The organism is Acinetobacter sp. YH12137 (assembly GCF_013418535.1).
GTDB lineage: Bacteria > Pseudomonadota > Gammaproteobacteria > Pseudomonadales > Moraxellaceae > Acinetobacter.
In genome coordinates this window covers 16,060-34,871 of record NZ_VPBW01000027.1, presented here as the reverse complement: position 1 = coordinate 34,871, position 18,812 = coordinate 16,060, and the positions used below count along the sequence as shown (strand labels likewise).

Annotated in this window: 19 protein-coding genes and 1 pseudogene; 7 read left to right on the top strand and 13 right to left on the bottom strand. The window is 42.0% G+C overall.

Going from position 1 to position 18,812, the window contains the following annotated elements:
* The 4 genes and pseudogenes from FTU72_RS12205 to FTU72_RS12190 form a co-directional block, all read left to right on the top strand.
* Positions 1-92: pseudogene (locus tag FTU72_RS12205) on the top strand (IS5/IS1182 family transposase); the annotation flags it as partial.
* Positions 93-413: 321 nt separating this feature from the next.
* Entirely contained in the window at positions 414-611 is a 198-nt protein-coding gene (locus FTU72_RS12200; RefSeq protein ID WP_104426834.1) for a hypothetical protein, read from the top strand.
* Between the two features lie 540 nt (positions 612-1,151).
* Complete coding sequence (gene dapB, locus FTU72_RS12195; protein ID WP_034704877.1) at positions 1,152-1,973, top strand: 4-hydroxy-tetrahydrodipicolinate reductase; 822 nt, start codon at positions 1,152-1,154, stop codon at positions 1,971-1,973.
* 57 nt (positions 1,974-2,030) lie between these two features.
* A complete protein-coding gene (locus tag FTU72_RS12190; protein ID WP_180002612.1) occupies positions 2,031-2,675 on the top strand; it encodes an START domain-containing protein in 645 nt (214 codons plus the stop codon).
* Between the two features lie 50 nt (positions 2,676-2,725).
* Here FTU72_RS12190 and FTU72_RS12185 read toward each other — a convergent pair whose 3' ends face one another.
* Positions 2,726-3,901: an MFS transporter gene (locus FTU72_RS12185; protein ID WP_180052933.1), complete on the bottom strand. Its 1,176-nt coding sequence runs from the start codon at positions 3,899-3,901 to the stop codon at positions 2,726-2,728.
* Between the two features lie 9 nt (positions 3,902-3,910).
* Positions 3,911-4,717: a 2,5-didehydrogluconate reductase DkgB gene (gene dkgB / locus FTU72_RS12180; RefSeq protein ID WP_180052932.1), complete on the bottom strand. Its 807-nt coding sequence runs from the start codon at positions 4,715-4,717 to the stop codon at positions 3,911-3,913.
* Between the two features lie 113 nt (positions 4,718-4,830).
* Between dkgB and FTU72_RS12175 the strand changes: the two genes are divergently transcribed.
* Positions 4,831-5,721 carry a LysR family transcriptional regulator gene (locus FTU72_RS12175; RefSeq protein ID WP_180052931.1) on the top strand — a complete coding sequence of 297 codons (891 nt, stop codon included), beginning with the start codon at positions 4,831-4,833 and terminating at the stop codon, positions 5,719-5,721.
* An 86-nt stretch (positions 5,722-5,807) separates the two neighbouring features.
* Here the strand turns inward: FTU72_RS12175 and FTU72_RS12170 are convergent, their stop codons facing one another.
* The 11 genes from FTU72_RS12170 to FTU72_RS12120 all read right to left on the bottom strand — a co-directional run bounded on the left by FTU72_RS12170 (position 5,808) and on the right by FTU72_RS12120 (position 16,128).
* Positions 5,808-6,830 (bottom strand): NAD(P)-dependent alcohol dehydrogenase, encoded by a 1,023-nt coding sequence (locus FTU72_RS12170; protein WP_166135373.1) that lies wholly within the window; start codon positions 6,828-6,830, stop codon positions 5,808-5,810.
* A 4-nt stretch (positions 6,831-6,834) separates the two neighbouring features.
* Positions 6,835-7,416 (bottom strand): DNA-3-methyladenine glycosylase I, encoded by a 582-nt coding sequence (locus tag FTU72_RS12165; RefSeq protein WP_179992911.1) that lies wholly within the window; start codon positions 7,414-7,416, stop codon positions 6,835-6,837.
* 23 nt (positions 7,417-7,439) lie between these two features.
* The gene (locus FTU72_RS12160) at positions 7,440-7,685 is read right to left on the bottom strand and encodes a hypothetical protein (protein ID WP_004780440.1); all 246 of its coding nucleotides are present in this window, start codon (positions 7,683-7,685) and stop codon (positions 7,440-7,442) included.
* A gap of 15 nt (positions 7,686-7,700) precedes the next feature.
* Positions 7,701-8,204: a M23 family metallopeptidase gene (locus tag FTU72_RS12155; RefSeq protein ID WP_171431287.1), complete on the bottom strand. Its 504-nt coding sequence runs from the start codon at positions 8,202-8,204 to the stop codon at positions 7,701-7,703.
* A gap of 90 nt (positions 8,205-8,294) precedes the next feature.
* The gene (gene mutY / locus FTU72_RS12150; RefSeq protein WP_125279707.1) at positions 8,295-9,323 is read right to left on the bottom strand and encodes an A/G-specific adenine glycosylase; all 1,029 of its coding nucleotides are present in this window, start codon (positions 9,321-9,323) and stop codon (positions 8,295-8,297) included.
* A 166-nt stretch (positions 9,324-9,489) separates the two neighbouring features.
* Entirely contained in the window at positions 9,490-9,849 is a 360-nt protein-coding gene (locus FTU72_RS12145; protein ID WP_005233203.1) for an HIT family protein, read from the bottom strand.
* A gap of 79 nt (positions 9,850-9,928) precedes the next feature.
* Positions 9,929-10,663 (bottom strand): dienelactone hydrolase family protein, encoded by a 735-nt coding sequence (locus FTU72_RS12140; RefSeq protein WP_005233204.1) that lies wholly within the window; start codon positions 10,661-10,663, stop codon positions 9,929-9,931.
* A 163-nt stretch (positions 10,664-10,826) separates the two neighbouring features.
* Complete coding sequence (locus FTU72_RS12135; protein ID WP_179992913.1) at positions 10,827-11,516, bottom strand: FKBP-type peptidyl-prolyl cis-trans isomerase; 690 nt, start codon at positions 11,514-11,516, stop codon at positions 10,827-10,829.
* Between the two features lie 48 nt (positions 11,517-11,564).
* Complete coding sequence (locus tag FTU72_RS12130; RefSeq protein WP_125279709.1) at positions 11,565-12,269, bottom strand: FKBP-type peptidyl-prolyl cis-trans isomerase; 705 nt, start codon at positions 12,267-12,269, stop codon at positions 11,565-11,567.
* A 168-nt stretch (positions 12,270-12,437) separates the two neighbouring features.
* A complete protein-coding gene (locus tag FTU72_RS12125) occupies positions 12,438-14,621 on the bottom strand; it encodes a polysaccharide biosynthesis tyrosine autokinase (RefSeq protein ID WP_180052930.1) in 2,184 nt (727 codons plus the stop codon).
* 430 nt (positions 14,622-15,051) lie between these two features.
* Positions 15,052-16,128 carry a polysaccharide biosynthesis/export family protein gene (locus FTU72_RS12120; protein ID WP_034170758.1) on the bottom strand — a complete coding sequence of 359 codons (1,077 nt, stop codon included), beginning with the start codon at positions 16,126-16,128 and terminating at the stop codon, positions 15,052-15,054.
* A 747-nt stretch (positions 16,129-16,875) separates the two neighbouring features.
* On the opposite strand from FTU72_RS12120, the gene rfbB reads away from it, so the two are divergent.
* Both rfbB and rfbA read left to right on the top strand, forming a co-directional pair.
* Complete coding sequence (rfbB, locus tag FTU72_RS12115; RefSeq protein ID WP_180052929.1) at positions 16,876-17,934, top strand: dTDP-glucose 4,6-dehydratase; 1,059 nt, start codon at positions 16,876-16,878, stop codon at positions 17,932-17,934.
* Positions 17,934-18,809 (top strand): glucose-1-phosphate thymidylyltransferase RfbA, encoded by an 876-nt coding sequence (rfbA, locus tag FTU72_RS12110; RefSeq protein WP_104426847.1) that lies wholly within the window; start codon positions 17,934-17,936, stop codon positions 18,807-18,809. The genes rfbB and rfbA overlap by 1 nt, the downstream gene beginning before the upstream one ends.
* Positions 18,810-18,812: the final 3 nt, after the last annotated feature.

Genomic DNA, 18,812 nt, shown 5'->3' with positions numbered 1-18,812 from the left:
TTAGAGGAATAGCTACTCGATATGACAAGCTCAAAAGAAATTATCAAAGTTCTGTTGCCTTAGCCTGTATATTTTTATGGCTACCGTTATAGGGTTAATTATGAACAGTAAGTGTCAACAGACCCTAATAAAATATTATGAATAATCTGAAATATTAAAAGAATTGTTACAAAAACTGGTTCCTATTAAATTTTTAGCAAACATGAGATTATTAAGAAATTGATATATAAAATTAATTTTTAGGCCGACAATCTTGCTAAATAGGAAGGATTTAGAAGGTTATTTAATCTGTCAATTCCTCAAAACTTGCAGAACTTTTTCTAATTTGTAATCCTTGCGACCAAGGGTTTCTAGCTGAGCTAAGGCAGGTATTTGTTGTAGTCGGGCCGCTACAACTGATAACAGGTGCCTGTATGTTTAATTTAAAGATTTTTAATAAGATCTCTACCGAAGTTTTGACCTTAAAAAATGACCTGGAGCTGAATTCCGAGATTCAACTCATCACTAAATATAAAACATCTATTTGTGAAGATTATAAAAAAGCGATTATTTTGATCTTTAAAGAACGTGGATATACCAGCTTGGAAGTTGGTCAACTACTTGATGCTTGATCCTTAAACATTCCTAAATTTAAAAAAGTATGGATTTATACTTTCATTTACTCAAACAATCCATCGCGCTTCATCTAAAATAATGCCATGCGCTAAAGGCATATGCCTCAGTACGCGATAATGGGTATTTAATTCAATAATATCAGTAATACTTATATTGCTGAGGCAGTCAAACTGGAGTTTCAATATATTTTCCTTAAATGCAAATGATCTGAATATGAAAAATCAAGATCATACGTACCATGGAAAAATATTTTTTATCTTATTAAATTCAATTATTTAAAATTAAAATCTAATTCTTATTAACTAGAATTTTTCTTTAAATGAGTTTATCTCTGACTAACTATTTAATCATTATTCCTCTAATGGAATTATTTTTCTTTTTACTCGTCCATAAACTATTGTTGATATGGACTGCATATCAAAATCCCTCATGACCTTCTTTAATTCTTTTCATTGATTTTTATGCGATCAATCTTAGTGTTATGAGCGAGTTTTGCTATAGTAAGAGCAATTTCGAATCAACATCAGGACTATGTTATGTCAGCGACACCACGCATTGGGATTTTAGGTGCAGGCGGCCGTATGGGACGCATCCTTATTCAGGCGGTGAAAGAAGCCGGTTACCAATTGGCAGCAGCTGTTGAGCGCCCTGAAAGCTCATTGATTGGCGCAGATGCCGGTGAACTGGCTGGTGTAGGGAGCCTGGGTGTAAAGGTTGTCGGCCATCTTGAAGAAGTAGTTAAAGACTGTGACGTAGTGATCGACTTTACTGCGCCTGCTGCGACGGTGAATCATCTTAAAATCTGCCGTGAAAATGGCGTTGCGATCGTGATTGGTACGACTGGTATGAATGACGAACAAAAAGCTTATCTGGATGAATCTGCAAAAGAAACTCCAGTGGTCTATGCAGCGAACTATTCGGTTGGTGTGAACGTTTCGATCAAACTGCTAGAACTTGCCTCTAAAGTCTTTGGTGATACGGTCGATATTGAAGTGATCGAAGCACATCACCGTCATAAGGTAGATGCGCCATCAGGTACAGCTCTTATGATGGGTGAAGCGATTGCTGGAGCACTGGGTCGTGATCTGAAAAAAGATGCGGTATATCATCGTGAAGGGCATACGGGTCCTCGTGAACGTAAAAGCATTGGTTTTCAGACCATTCGTGGCGGTGATATTGTCGGTGAACATACTGCAATGTTTATTGGCGAAGGCGAGCGTGTTGAAATTACGCATAAAGCAACCAACCGTATGAACTTTGCAGCGGGTGCCGTACGTGCAGCAGCTTGGGTCGTTGGTCGTGATGCACGTAAATATGACATGAAGGATGTACTTGGTTTTAACGATATTCAAGTATAAATTTTCGTCAAAATCCTATATAAAAATAACTTAAAACTAAAATAAGATGACAATGGAATGAAGAAATTAATATTAATGGCGTGTGCTGTAGCCTTTGCCGCTACAGCACAGTCGACCTCTGTGCAGAATGCCAAGCTCAGCATTAATAAAAATAATATTAAAGTCTGGACCTATCAGGATGAACGTAATCCCGTTTTTCTCTATAAAGCCGAAACTACCTACAATGTCCCGATTGAGAATGCCGTTTCTCTGATTCTGGATGTTGATCATGCGGTGAAATGGGTGCCTTATATGGGCAGTATCAAGGTGCTGTCGCGTGATGATAAAAAAGGCGATTTCACCTTGTATATGGTGCTGGATTTTCCATTCCCTTTAAAAGACCGTGATCTGATTGTGCAGGGTAAAATGATTAAGGATGCCAATGGACAGATTACGATCAAGAATAAAGCGATTCAGACCGGTTATGCCCTAAATCCGAATTATGTACGTTTGACTGATTATCAGGGAGACTGGACCTTCCAGAAACTGGCCAATAACAAGGTCAAGGTATCGACTTATGGTTATGCCAATCCTGAAGGTTCGATTCCTTTAACCTTTGTGAATATGTTTGTGCAGCAGCAGCCTTATCAGATGCTGCAAAAGATGAAAACCGAACTGGCTAAACCTGTGACAACGCCTGTGTTACCTGAAGCTTTACGCTAAATAGCCAATAAAAAAGTCCGCATCAGGCGGACTTTTTGATGAAGGAAATTTTAAGAGCATTGCTGCGCAGGAGTCTCTTGCTGTGGAACCAGTTTCATTTGAATTAAAACCAGAAGCAAAGCAACAGCACTGAGCCCAGCACCGGCAAATGAAACCGCACTATAGCTAAGTCCCAGATTTAGCACACTGGCACCCGCAATCGCACCCAAAGCATTCCCGAGGTTAAAGGCACCAATATTTACCGAAGAAGCCAGTCCAGGCGCATCATAAGCCACGGACATGACTCGCATCTGTAAAGGTGGAACTACGGCAAAGGCAGCAGCACCCCAGATGATTAATGCCAGACCTGCGCCAAGAGCCGTGCTTGCCAGAATCGGGAAGAGCAGCATCATCAGCATGAGCAAGATTAAAAAGCCAATCAGGGTTTTATCTAAGGATAGATCTGCAAACTTGCCACCCAGATGATTACCAATCGAGAAACCTACTCCAATCAGCACAAGCATTAGGGTAATTAATGCCGGTGAGGCTTGAGTAAAGCTTTGCAGACTTGGCGCAATATAAGTGTATAGGGCAAACATGGCCCCCGCACTCATCACAGTGGTCAATAAAGCTAAAACAACGGGCAGGCGGGTCAATACTTGTAGTTCTTGCCTTACATCTGGTTTCTGGCTGCTTTGGCCTTCAGGCAAGGCTTTCCATAAGGAGAACATGGTTAGCACACCAAGCAGGGAAATACCCAGAAAAGCCATACGCCAGCCGATATGTTGTCCTATCCAGGTTGCCAGTGGCACCCCGCCAATATTGGCAATGGTCAGGCCCATAAACATCATGGCTACAGCGCTGGCCTGTTTATCTTTCGGAACGACACTGGCCGCGACAACCGAACCAATCCCGAAGAAAGCACCATGGTTCAGGCTGGTAATGATGCGTGCCCCCATCAGCCCCAGATAATTAGGCGCTAATGTCGCCAGAATATTACCAATCGTAAAAATCGCCATCAGTAAAATGAGAGACTTACGTTTGGAATAACGGCTTAACCAGAGGGTCATTAGTGGTGCACCCAACATCACCCCTAAGGCATAGGCACTGATCAGCATCCCGGCACGAGGAATCGAAATCTCTAGATCACGGGCGATTTCTGGCAGAAAACCCATTGGAGAAAATTCAGTGGTACCAATTGCAAAGGCGCCAACCGCCAGTGCAAGCAAAGGAAAATTAACTTTCATGGTTTCTGCTTAGTCCCAGAGGGGTGCCAGTTGTTCCGGATCAACTTCGCGGCCATTGCGCTCCAGGGTGCTGATCAAGGCCATTTCTTCCTGGGTCAGCTGTATCTCCTGCGCTGCCAGATTGGCAAGCAGATGTTCACGTTTGGTTGAAGAAGGAATCACCGCAAAGCCTTTTTGTAAGGCCCAAGCCAATGCAATTTGTGCTGTCGAAGCCTGATGCTGGGCAGCAATTCCTTGCAGGACAGGATCATTCAGCACTTTGCCATAAGCCAGTGTCATATAAGAGGTGACATCAATCTTCTGAGATTGTAGGAAACTGACCAGACGCTGATTTTGCAGATAAGGACTGAGTTCAATCTGGTTGGTTACGATATGCTTTAGACCAATCGTATCAATGGCTTGTTGGGTCAGCTCAATATTGAAATTGGACACACCGATATGCTCAGTCAGACCTTGCTGTTTGGCTTCTAATAAAGTCTGCATCAGCTCAGGAATTTGAACGCCTAAACGAGGTGCAGGCCAGTGAATGAGCGTTAGATTGACTGCATCGGTACGTAGTTTATGCAGGCTTTCTTTGAGGCTTGGAATTAATTTGTCTGGTGCGTAATGATCTGTCCAGATTTTGGTGGTAATGAATAGCTCGTTACGATTAACTTGGCTTTCTGCAATAGCCTGACCCACTTCCGCTTCATTGGCATAAATCTGTGCCGTATCTACGGCGCGATAACCGACTTCCAGGGCTGTTTTGACTGAATCAATGACGGTCTGTCCAGACAGGCGAAAGGTACCGACACCAAATTGAGGAACAATATTCATAGCTTTAATCTTTAAGTATTTTCGATGTTGAGTATTTTGTGCTTTTTATTGTTGCGAAAAAATAGCTGAATTTGCAAAATATTATTGACCGAAAATCAATAAAAGAGTGACAAATGAAATCGACGATTGAAGAATTACAGGCTTTTGTCACTATTGTGGATAGTGGTTCTATTGTTATGGCGGCAGAGCGTTTGGGACAAACCACTTCGGGTGTCAGTCGGGCATTGCAACGTCTGGAAAATAAGTTAAATGTTACTCTTTTAGAAAGAACCACACGTAAGCTGAAACTGACTCAAGAAGGCCAGCTATTTCTAGAAAAGGCGCGCAAAATTCTCAATGATCTGGCAGAAGCTGAAGATGCCTTACTGAAATCAGATAGTGATACTTCAGGATTGATTCGGGTCGATTCAGCGACACCTTTTGTACTGCATGTAATCGTGCCGCTAATTCAGGAATTTATGCAGCGTTATCCCCACATCGAAATTGAACTAAATAATCATGATCAGGTGATTGATCTGCTGGAACATAAAACCGATGTCGCGATCCGCTTTGGAGAACTGCATGATTCCAGCCTGCATGCCAGATTATTATGCCGCAGCCGTTTGTATATTGTGGCCAGTCCTGAATATTTACAGCAGAAAGGCAGACCGCAATCAGTGGCAGATTTATCGGAGCACACTTTGCTGGGATTTAGTCAGCCTACACATTTGAACACCTGGCCGATTCGGCTGGATGGCGAACCTATCACTGTAAAGCCAAAGATTCGAGCACCCAATGGGGAAACTGTCCGTCAATTAGCTTTATACGGGGTAGGTATTACCTGTCTGTCACGCTTTCTGGTCGAGGACGATTTGCAGGCGGGTCGTTTACAGGCGTTATTTGAAGATCAGATTGAGCTACATTATCAAAAAATTCATGCAGTCTATTACCGTCAGGAGCATCTGCCTAAACGGGTACATCTATTTATTGAATTTCTGGCTCAGAAGCTGGCTAAATATTTATAAACCAATTATTTATAAATACAGCCATAAAAAAATCTGCCCTAACATGAGGCTAGGGCAGATCTAGATTTACTGATGATTGGTACAAATTAGAAATCGGCTTTCAGTACGATCCGGTAACGGGCTTTGCCTGAGTGCAGACGTTCAATCGCAGCATTAATTTCCGACATTGGGAATAACTCAATTTGTGGCGCAATATTTTTACGTGCCGCAAATTTTAATAATTGACGTAAAGCTGCTGGTGAACCTGTCGGCGAGCCAGTCACTGATTTAGCACCGCCAATCAGTGAACCTGCAGAAATTTGCATGGGTTCCAGTGGTAAGCCCAGCATATGTACAGTACCATTTGGTGCCAGTGTTGATAAATAAGCCTGCCAGTCTAGTGTGACATTTACAGTACTCATTAATAGATCAAATTTACCACGGAGCGGTTTAAGCGCTGCTGGGTCACGACTATTCACTACATGGTCTGCACCCATAGCTTTCAGCTCATCGGTTTTATCCAGATTTGAAGTAAAGGCGGTAATTTCACAACCCCATGCTTTCAGCAGCTTGATCGCCATATGTCCCAAACCGCCAATACCAATGACACCGACGTGGTGAATAGCCTGAATCTGATGTTTCAGAATCGGATCAAATACAGTAATCCCGCCACAGAGCAGGGGACCTGCACTTTCTGGGTCCAGATCTTCGGGTAAGGGAATTGCCCATTGCCAGCCAGCACGGACTTTATCTGCAAAACCGCCTGCATGACCGACGATGGTTGCAACCTGACCACCGGTACACAGCACTTGCTGGCCTGAAATACAAGGATCGCAATGTTGGCAGCTTTCCGCAGTCCAGCCAATACCGACACGTTGACCTACTTTTAGACCTTTGGCTTCAGAACCCAGTTGTGTAATGGTTCCAATGACTTCATGTCCGGCCACCACAGGATATACTGAAGATCCCCAGTCATTATTGAGTACTGAAATATCAGAATGGCATAGGCCGCAGTATTCAACTTTCACTTCGACCTGATGCGGCTGAAGTTCACCTGCATCAAATTGATAAGGTTCCAGAGCAGCACCGGCAGACATTGCGGCATAGGCTTGAATAGTATTAGTGGACATAGATTCAGCTCTTATTTGAATGGGAGGATATTGTTTTAAAGTGACAGTGATTTTCATGGTCATCGACCATGCCAACTGCCTGCATAAAGGCATAACAGATCGTAGGACCGACAAACTTAAAGCCTGCTTTTTTTAAGGCTTTGGACATGTTCTGGCTTTCAATGGTTTGTGCTGGAGCCTGACGATAATCTGCAACATCATTATTTAACCGGGGCTGATGGGCAAAGGACCACAACCATGTGACCACATCAATTTCTTGAGATTTAAGCTGTTGCCAGGTCCGGGCATTATCACGAATCGCAGTTAGTTTACCGATATGCCGAATTAGACTAGCATCTTGCAGTTTTGCGGTGAGTTGCTCATCTGTAAAAGAAGCAATCGTTTCAATCGAATATTGAAAGAAATGTTTGCGATAAGATTCACGTTTTCTGAGTACGGTAATCCAGGCTAAACCGGCCTGTTGGCCTTCCAGACACAGCATTTCAAATAGGCGTTTTTCATCATGCAGCGCCTGTCCCCATTCCTGATCATGGTAAGCAGTATACAGAGAATCATCAGAGCACCAGCCACAGCGTTGGATCGTCAAGGGATGCTCCTTTTTTGATTATCTTATAATTTAAATGTCGTCCACTGATCTTGCTGATTGTCCCAGTAGGAGAGTTCTGCCTGCTGCAGATCACTGAACTGGATCCACATATCCTTACCACTTTTATCGGCATAACCAGTACTGATCAGAAGCGCCTCTTCGGTAATTTCCATGATCCAGCCCTGATAGGTCTGGCCATTGAGCACGATTTTCTGTTGATTGCCTGATTCAGCAAATTCGACCAGACGGTTGATCAACGCTTCTGACATGTAAACTTCCTAAAATTAACGTAAATATGGATAAGGGTTAACAACACCACGGCCCTTACCATTTAAATAGAGACCATAGTGCAGATGTGGCGCAGTATGCCGGGCATTGCCAGTATTACCGACATAACCAATGACATCGCCCTTTTTGACATAGTCACCAACTTTCAGGCCACGCTTATGACCATCCAGATGTGCATAATAATGCCAGGCACCACCTGGACCCAGAATCCAGACTACTTTACCACCCAAATTGTTATTCCGTAAATCCGCGATCAGACCAGGCGTCGCACTACGAACCTTGGTTCCACGTGGAGCCAGAATATCAATGCCTTCATGCAAACGGCCGCTACTACGCGAAGCTCCCCAGGTATCTTTCAATTCACGAGCCTGGACCCGATCTACCGGAATCGGCAGAGAAGAGGGCATACGCATATGATTCAGTTTTTTGACCAGTGCCGGATTAAGCTGAACCGCAGAAGGATGTTTCGGTGCGCTACTACACGCCACCAGAAATAACATCACCAAAGAAAGCCCGACAAACGCAAGAGAATGGCGCAAAATATTTATCCTTAAATGAGGCCAATATGATTCTTCTTGTCCCAGACTATGTCATAAATTTACGGTAGAAATCAATTTTTTCATGGCGGTTGGAATACCTGCATTGACTGCAGTTTCCGGGTTCATCCAGAAGCCTTGTAACTCAATCGCCAGATGTTCCTGCTGATCTGCATCGACTGCAAAAACCATGGCTTCAAGCTGCCAGGTAAAATGGGTGAAACTGTGGCTGATCTGGATCTTTTGTACGAGATTTTTCAGACCCAGTTGCTGGCACAGTTGTTCAAATGTATGAGTGTCTTCAATAATTGGCAGACACCAAAGCCCGCCCCAAAGACCACTATTAGGACGTTGCTGCCATAGCCATTCATCACCTGACTGGATCAACAGCACTTGAGCTGCTTTGACCGGTACCGGCTTTTTGGCTTTTTTAAAGGGCAATTCATTTTCCAGACCCTGTTGATGTGCCTTGCAATGTTGCTGCATTGGACAATACAGGCATAAAGGCTTTTTCGGAGTACAGACGGTCGCACCGAGATCCATAATCGCCTGGGTATAGTCATGATTCCGTTCAACCGGGCAAAGCTGTTCAGCAAGCTCCCACAAGGCACGTTCATGAACCGGTTTAGACAGATCATCTTCGATCGCAAAAAATCGTGCCAGCACCCGTTTGACATTACCATCCATGATCACGCCGTACTGACGTAAACCCAAAGACATTAAGGCTCCCGCGGTTGAGCGGCCAATGCCGGGCAGGGCGATCCATTCTTCCAGGCTCGTCGGGAAATGCCCCTGCCTTGCTACAATACCGGCTGCCTTATGCAAATTGCGGGCACGAGCATAATAGCCCAGCCCAGCCCAATAGGGTGCGACTTCATCCCAAGAAGCTGTACCTAAGTCCTGTACTGTCGGAAAACGTTGAATAAACCGCTCAAAATATTGCAGCACGGTTTTGACCTGAGTCTGCTGTAGCATGATTTCAGAGACCCAGACCTTATAGGGATCATCAGCCACTTGCCACGGCAAATCATGACGGCCATGCACATCAAACCATTCTAAAAGGGCATCTGAAAATACAAACATGAAGATAGAACAAACTGGAAAACGAGGCCTAGTATAACTGAAGAGACCCAGCTAAAAGATGAAAAGTCTGCTAAAACAGCAAGACTGAAAAAGAGTAAAAATGAATAAATGGAAGGGACAAGTGAACACTTCGAAAAGCATTCACTCGGGAAAAAAATTTAAATTCTTATTCTTCAATGCCCCAGCGTGCATCCAGCTTTAATACCTTGCCTTCATAACGTGGGATAATATGAATGTGTAAATGTTCTGATTTTTCCTGAAATACTTCGCCATCATTAAACCCGACATGAAAACCGGAAGGCTGATAGCGTAATTGCAATTCATTACGAGCCTGTTCAAGTAAGGACATCATGCTCTTACGTTCTTTATCTGTGATTTCAAAAAATGACGCCACATGACGTAATGGAGTAACTACATAATGTCCTTTGGACAGGGAGTTGGGTTCAGGTAACACGACAGCAAAATCATTTTTAGCCAGAATATCGTATTCGTCAAAATTACAGTACGGGCAGTTATTTTCAGTCATGATATTGGCTCCTTTCATTGAATTTATTTTTTTCATGTATGACCCAGCTCGATCATGAGCCGGATCAATTTATCTGTTATTAGGCGAGTTGTCGTGCTAGTAATTCATACATGGCAGCCAAACTTTGTTTCTCTGCTTCAGCATTGTAGCCCAGATCGACACCATTGGCCTTGGCGCGCTCATCCGCCAGCGGGTTACTGAATCCATGCTTGGCATTTTCAAATACAATCACATTATGCTCGACCTTAGCCGCCTGCATTTCTTCTTTAAAGCTGGCGACATCATCCAGGCTCACCATACTGTCCTTTTCGCCATGTAGGACCAGAATTTCTGCCTGTACCTGGCCTTCCTGTGCAGGTGCTTTAGGAGACAGGTTGGCATGGAAAGTAGCCACAGCTTTTAACGGTGCATTTGAGCGAGCCAGATCCAGAGCCACTTTACCACCGTAGCAGAAACCAATCGCAGCCAGTTTTTCCGGATTGACTTCATCCTGTGCCGCCAAAGTATCTAAAGCAGCTTTCGCACGGTTCACGATAGTGTCCGGATCTTCAAACGTCTGCATCATCCATTGATAGGCCTGATCAGAGCTGGTGGTTACTTTCTTGTCACCATACATATCAATTGCCAGCGCGGCATACCCATGTTCCGCCAGTTCACGGGCACGCTGTTCAGTATAGTCATTGCGGCCCCACCATTCGGGTGCCACGATAACACCGGCTACAGGTGCATCAGTTTCCGGTGCGGCAAAATAACCAATCAAAGTGCTGCCATCCTGCGCAGTATATTGAATTTCGCGGGTCTTGATTGCTGCCATGCTGAAGTCCTCTATTGTTGTTGAATATTTTGATTAAACTATAAAATAGCAAAACTGCTATGAATATACATGAAAAGCTCCAACTAATTCGTTTCTCATCAGTACAAAAAAAGAGAGGCAAATAATTTGCCTCTCTTTTTAACTTTTACAATTAAAGGAATTTTTATTTAATAATTTCCAGTAATTCGATATCAAAAATCAGGGTACTATTTGGTTCAATGATATCTCCCGAACCAATCTGTCCATAGGCCAGATCAGCGGGGATAAAGAAGCGGTATTTAGCACCGACTTTCATGAGCTGTAAGCCTTCTGTCCAGCCAGTAATCACTTGGGTGGTACGGAAATCGACTGGCTGCTGGCGGGCAATCGAACTGTCAAAAACGGTACCATCAATCAGGCGACCTTCATAATGCACACGGACATTACTGTTAGCACTTGGTGATTTCCCTTTACCTTCTTTCAGTACCAGGTATTGCAGACCAGATTTGGTAGTTTTAACGCCTGGCTTTTTCGCATTTTCCTGCAAGAATGCTTTGCCAGCTTTGGCATTTTCTTCAGCTTTCTGTTTCAGCACAATCAGTTCTTTGGCATCACTTTGACGTTTATACTGAGTCAGCACTTGGGTCATTTCTTCATCGCTTAAACTGGATTGTTGTCCAGCAGCGGCTGTCTTTAGGCCCTGGCTAAATGCATCTAAATCAAGATCCTTTAAAGTGTCAGCATTACTACGACCCATCAGATAACCAAAGCTGTAGCCAATCTTCTCAGCTTCACTACTTGTATTATTGATCTCTTTAGCAAAAAGGCTGCCTGAACTGAGCAGCAAAACCATTAAACTGATTTGTATTTTCATTATCAATTCTCAAAAATAAAGGAGAGCTGGTCGCTCTCCCTATTTGTATTATTTTACTTCGATTAATTCCACATCAAAAATCAAAGTGCTATGCGGAGGAATCGTACCAGGGACACCCTGTTCACCATAACCCAGATTTGACGGAATATATAGAGTTGCCTTACCGCCTTCTTTCATCAGCTGCAGACCTTCAGTCCAGCCTGGAATGACTTGATTTAATGGAAACTCGATCGGTTCACCGCGTTCTACTGAACTGTCAAATACAGTGCCATCTACCAGTTTACCAGTGTAATGTACTTTCACAATTGAAGAGGCTTTTGGCTGTTTACCTGTACCTTCTTTCGTGACTTGGTACTGTAAGCCGGAAGCAGTTGTTTTAATACCTGCTTTTTTCGCATTTTCAGTCAGGAAAGTATCACTTGAAGCTTGAGCCTGTTTTGCACTATCAAGCTGCTTTTGTTGCATTTCTTTCTGGAACTGCTCATAAGCTGCCTGTAATTCTTCTTCCGTATAGGCAGGTGCAGAACGCGCATGTCCTTCACGTACACCGGTCACAAAACTGTTAATGTCCAGCTCAGGAGGAGTCTGATGCGCCACTTCATAACCGAGTGCATAGCTGATTTTAGAGACAGCAGAGGCATCTTTAGATGCTTTTGTAGTTTGAGTAGCAGGGTTTTGAGTTGCATAGTAAACAGGTACTAGCGCGGCACCGCCTAAAAGAACAGCGACGGCAATCGGTAAGGCCTTACTCATGTATTTTTCCAATCTAATGTTATCGTTGAGGTTCAGTCCATCTTAGCAGAAAATTTTAAGAAATCTTGTAGAACGGGTGGTTTTTTAGCAAGTGAATACCTGCATTTGGTACGACTCAAAAAAGAAAAAACCAGCAATGATTGCTGGTTTTTTTTAGGAGCTATTAGATTAGCTGGTTTTGGCTTTCGGCTTATAACTATATGTATAATCATAGCTATAGCTGCCACCTGCTGAACGCTGGATATCGTTCAGGATCAGACCATTGACAGTACTGCCAGCCTGTTTAAAGCGGTTTACTGTAAGTGCCAGTTCCTTCATCTGGGTTTTTGCATAGCGTGCTACAACCAGATTAAGTCCGACGTATCGGGAAACAATGATCGCATCCGTAACAGCCAGTACCGGTGGAGTATCAATAATAATATGGTCATAGTGTGGAATCAGTTTTTGCAACAACTCCTGGAAGCGTTCTGAATTCAGAAGCTCAGCTGGATTAGTTGCATTTTCACCACAGCTAATGACATTTAAGTTCGGCACATTGGTGGTTTGTACCACTTTATCCAAAGACACGTGTTCATTCAGATATTCAGTTAATCCATACTGGTTATCCAGATTAAAATATTTGTGTATATGACCACGGCGCAGGTCTGCATCAATGATCAGTACACGCTTATTTTTCTCTGCCATGATGACGGCCAGATTGCTGGCAACAAAAGATTTTCCAACTTTTGGTGCTGGACCTGAAATCATCATGATATTGTTTTTGGCCTGAGTCAGAGCAAAGTGGCTCGCTGTACGAATGCTTCTTAAGCTTTCAACTGCCATATCATCACTGTGTTTCAATGCCAATAAGAAAGGCATTTTTTTCTTTTTCAGTAATTTCAGGCCAGGTTTCTGAACAGTCGAATGAGCGATATTGGCATAGACTGGCAGGTCTAACTGATATTCGATCTGACTGCTATCTTTCACACCAGAACGTAGCATGTTACGCAACAACGCCACCAAGATGCCCAGAAAAATACCGAAACAGAAGGTTAAAAATAAAATCAGAGGCTGTTTCTGTTGAATCTGGTCAACTGGTTCAAGTGCGGTATCAATAATATGAACATTACCGCTTTCACCTGCTTTAGCAACACGCAGTTGCTGATAAGAATTTACCAGATTGGTGTACAGTTGCTGTTTCACTTCAACGTCACGAGACAGTTGTAAATATTGGCGTTGAATCTCTGGAATATTTTTAAGTGTTGAATTCAATTCACGAATCTTGCCATTCACTACGCGAAGTTGGGCCGTAATTTCACGCATGGCTGGATGGGCAGCTGCATACTTGGCACCTATTTCCGCCTGTCGCTGTTCAAGTAGGGCTCTTTGTGATTCTAAATTCACGCTCTGATTTAAATATAATTCCGATTCTCTGGTGATATCAACAGTATTATATTTTTGGCGGAAGCGATTGAAGGCAAACTCTGCATCATCAAGCTGTTTTCTTAAATCCGGCAATTGTTCATCCAGGAAAGCCAGTGTTCGTGCAGTGTCTGTCGAACGGCGTGTAATATTATGCTGGCTGTAAACTGCTAAAATCGTATTCAGGACTTTAGTGATGTGCTGTTTATCTTGACCCTGATAGCGAAGTTGCAAAACGCCGCTCAGATCACCTTTTTCTGTAATCGTATAATTGGCAAGAATAGAATCGATCGCTGAAGGCAATGAGAGCTTTTTCACCTGATAACTGTTATCAAGATTATCTTGAGTAAAGATGGCGATTTTCCAGTCGCCCTGTGCAGCTTTAGCCTCAACCGGCTGGTTTAGTGCGCCTTGAAAGACGATTTCTTCGGTCAGTGGATTGATCAGGCTAAAGCTCTGTTGTTGAAATTTCAGCAGCAGATTTTTATCCAGATAGGCTACAGGGACGTCAAACTGACGGATATCAAAACTTTTTTGACCATCCTTAAAGCGTACGGTTTCGGTCTGATATTCAGTTTGAGAAGTTCTGCCTTGAATCAAACGGTTAATAAAAGAGTCTTCAGTGCTGGCAATATGCAGATCCAGATTTAAACGGTCAATTACGGATTCGAGAATCGTACGTGATTTTAAAACCTCAATCTCGGCATTGGATGAAGACATCTGACTCACAATGCTGGATAGGCTACCAAGTAAAGCAGCTGATGAGCCTCTACTTTCTTCGACCTGGACGATTGCATCAACCTTATAGTTAATTGCTGCGGTACGTATGTAAAGCAGCACTACAATCAGGCTGAGCAAACCACATAGCAGGATGAGCTTCCATTGCGCGAGCAGGGAAAAGAACACCCCTTTTAGGTCAATCATATTATCGGTATTGTTATTTTTGTTCATAATTTTACTATCTAAAAGTTTAAAAGTGATTTTTCCAGTCGCTGATGCCATTTTGAATTAACTCAAAAAAGACTGCATCAATGACTTGCTGCCCTGCGAGAAAGGATTCTCAATATTCTGTTTTTTATCCTCTCTGGGTATGTCGAGTCCGCTAAAGACCAGACATTCTGATTCTGATCAGAATAATGTTGTCTTTCATCTAATCTGTTTCATATCTGGTTTTCGGGCACCATGGAGTTACAGGTGAAGTCCATGGAGGAATTAAAAATAGTGTTTTTATTAGTACTAACAGTCATTATTTAGTTGATCCAGCCTTATAGATTTAATCTGAAAGTACGGATAGATCTTATAAATAAATGTTTATTCACTAATTGATGATTAACATGTCCAAAACAGATTGCTAAAAGATTTTTAATTTTCATACTTTCACCTATCGTATAGCTGAACCAGCGACATATGAAAATGGAAGAATCTGGCTCACTACGCGTTCCCAACGGGTCAGACCAGTAGCATCAACATAGACAATATCGTTACTATTCATCTTGAACTGTTTAGCCAGACCAAAATCTCCCAGATTTTTTAGACTTAAGTGATAGATTTCAGTCATCTTGTTGTCAGAATTGCCACGCAAGACATAAATTCGACTCGGATTGGCAGAATATGGATTAATACCTTCGCTTTCACCCAGTACATCAGCGAGCGTCATGCCCTGATCACGAATGGGTAATGGTTTATTGGTGCCGGCTTCACCCATGACATAGATTTTCTGGTTTTCCCGAGGACTGATATACAGGGTGTCATTGGGTTGAATCAGTAGCTTGTGTAAGGAATAACCCGCTTTTTCCAAAGCAATTGTGTTCAGATCATAGGTCACACCTTGGCGTACGAGCTGGATTGAAGTGGAATCACCTTGTTCATTAATCCCACCGGCTAGGCCCAGCGCCGTATACACACTTACCGGCTGATCAGTCAGATAAAATTGTCCAGCTGATTTTACATTCCCCACTACTGAATAACGCTGTCCCTGATAGGAAATTACTCTCACGACCACATCTGGATTATTCAAATAAGGAATTAACAGACGTCGTACTTCCTGATTCACTTGTGGAAGGGTTTTTCCGGCTGCTTTATAACGATTGATGAATGGAAACTGGATATAACCATTCCGGTCAATCTGATAACCATTGTTATTGTCACTTGCTGTAGGAACGGCACTAATTTCGGGATAAGCCCATAGCTGGAAAGATAAAATATCTCCTGGATTCAAGCGGTAATCCTGCACCTCAGTCTGAAATAGAGGAGCATAATGACTGAGATTATGCGTTTGCGCAGACTGTACTACAGGTAATGTATCCTGAGTCAGTTTCACCAGATTGACTGGAGTTCCCAGTTCAGTTTGATAGATTCCTTCAGTCGGTAAATCATACGTTTGAAAGCCGGATGTTGCTGCACATCCAACCAGAGATAGGCTTAAGGTAAAAGTACCTAAAAGGTGTCTATAGTTCACTTGAAACCCCTTTATTTTTATATGTTCAGAATTGGTATTTATTAATAATTATTAATTTTTTTGAATTCGGTTTATGTGATTAACGTCTAAAAAATATAATAGATCACATACCTTGTCTATAGCTATTCTTAAGTCAATTTAACAAGTTTGAGCTGAAATTTAACTGTAAGATTGACGAAAATGGACGTGAAACCGTGATTAAATAAGCTATAGAGATATAGTGAATTGCTTAAGATCGCATTAGAATATTAATTGTTTCCAATTGTTATTTTTTAAATAAGTACTATTCTTCAATGATAGAAGGAATTAAGCCCTGAAATTAATATAGAAAAGTATTTTCATATAATTTTTATCTAATCTAGAGGTTTTTTAGATCATTGATTTTTCTTAATATTCAATTATATTTTGAGGAATTTTAAGATACTTTATTTTTATATTAATCAAAATAATCCGTTGTTAATTAAAATAATATTTAATTAGTTTAGGTGATTGTTAAATTAATATTAGTGGAAAATTATCTGAAAACTAAAAGCTTATATAAGATGGATTAAGTTTAAAAAACATTATCCAGATTTTTAAAATGTAACTACATTTGATGATTAGCTGTTCTATGGGTAGTTTGTGTAATAAAATTAATATATCTTATAGACAAATCAATAAAAACAGACGTGCCTAGACGGCACCAATACATTAAAAATAATTTGTGAAAAGTAAAATAAAAAATATTAAAGGATAATCAAAATGGTGATGAATATATTGGTAACCGGTGGGGCCGGTTTTATTGGATCTGCCGTCATTCGGCATCTCATTAACGAGACTGAACATCATGTATTAAATGTTGATAAGTTAACTTATGCAGGTAATCTGGAGTCACTTATTTCTGTATCGGATCATCCTCGTTATCAATTTACGCAAACTGATATTTGCAACCATGTATCTTTAACCCGATTATTTTTAGAGTTTCAGCCAGATATCGTTATGCATCTGGCTGCAGAGTCTCATGTGGACCGTTCGATTGATCGTCCGGCAGAATTTATTAATACAAACATTGTGGGAACTTACACTTTATTAGAAGTGGCCCGAAAGTATTGGCAAAATCTATCTACGATTAAAAAGTCTAGATTCAAGTTCCATCATATTTCAACGGATGAAGTATATGGAGACTTAGAAGGTACAACAGACTTATTTACTGAAACTACGCCTTATTTACCAAGCTCACCTTATTCAGCAAGTAAAGCCAGTTCGGATCATTTGGTTCGGGCTTGGCATAGAACCTACGGTTTGCCAGTCGTAATCACGAACTGTTCAAATAATTATGGTCCTTATCACTTTCCTGAAAAATTGATTCCTTTAATGATCTTAAATGCCCTGGATGGTAAGTCATTGCCGGTTTATGGCAATGGTCAACAGATCCGGGACTGGCTTTTTGTAGAAGATCATGCGCGTGCTTTATATCAGGTTGCAACCGAAGGCATCGTGGGAGAAACCTACAATATCGGGGGGCATAATGAAAAACAGAATATTGAGGTGGTTAAAACCATCTGCAAAATTCTGGATGAGCTCAAGCCTCGTCTGGAGGGAAAAACTTATACAAGCCTCATTACTTTTGTTAACGATCGGCCAGGTCATGATTTACGTTATGCGATTGATGCTTCAAAAATCGAGCGCGAACTGGGTTGGAAGCCACAAGAGTCCTTTGAAACAGGTATCCGGAAAACGGTGCAATGGTATCTGAATAATCTGGAATGGTGTCAGCGTGTTCAGGATGGTTCTTATCAGCGTGAACGTTTAGGGGAGGCAGTATAATGTTAAGAACAACAAAAGGGATTATCTTGGCAGGTGGCTCAGGTACACGTTTGCATCCTATTACCAAAGGAATCTCAAAACAGTTACTTCCGATTTATGATAAACCAATGGTTTATTACCCCTTATCGGTATTAATGTTGGCCGGTATTCGTGAAGTCCTAGTGATTAGTACACCAGAAGATATTGAGGGGTTTAAGCGCTTATTAGGGGATGGTTCGCAATTTGGCATGGAGCTGAGTTATGCGATCCAGCCTCGTCCTGATGGTCTGGCACAAGCCTTTATCCTGGGTGAAAAATTTATCGGTCAAAGCAATGTATGTCTGGTACTAGGCGATAATATTTTTTATGGCCAAGGTTTTACACCGATGTTACGTCAGGCCGCAGCACGACAAAAAGGTGCAACAGTATTTGGCTATCAGGTGAAAGATCCTGAACGCTTTGGTGTCGTAGAGTTCGATGAACAGCAACGGGTAATCTCAATCGAAGAAAAGCCCCAAAATCCAAAATCTAACTTTGCGGTGACAGGTTTATATTTTTATGACAATGATGTCATCCAGATTGCCAAACAGGTCAAACCCTCAGAACGGGGTGAGCTGGAAATTACCTCAATTAACCAGGCTTATCTGGAACGTGGTGACCTAAATGTTGAACTTCTGGGACGTGGATTTGCCTGGTTAGATACAGGTACCCAGGGTAGTTTGCTTGAAGCGGCTCAATTTGTTGAAACCCTCGAAAGACGTCAAGGTTATAAAGTTGCTTGTCTAGAAGAAATCGCCTTGAACAATGGCTGGTTGAGTAAAGAGCAAGTTTTAGCGATTGGTCACACCATGCATAAGAATGGCTACGGTCAATATCTGATTTCTTTGGTGGGGTAATGA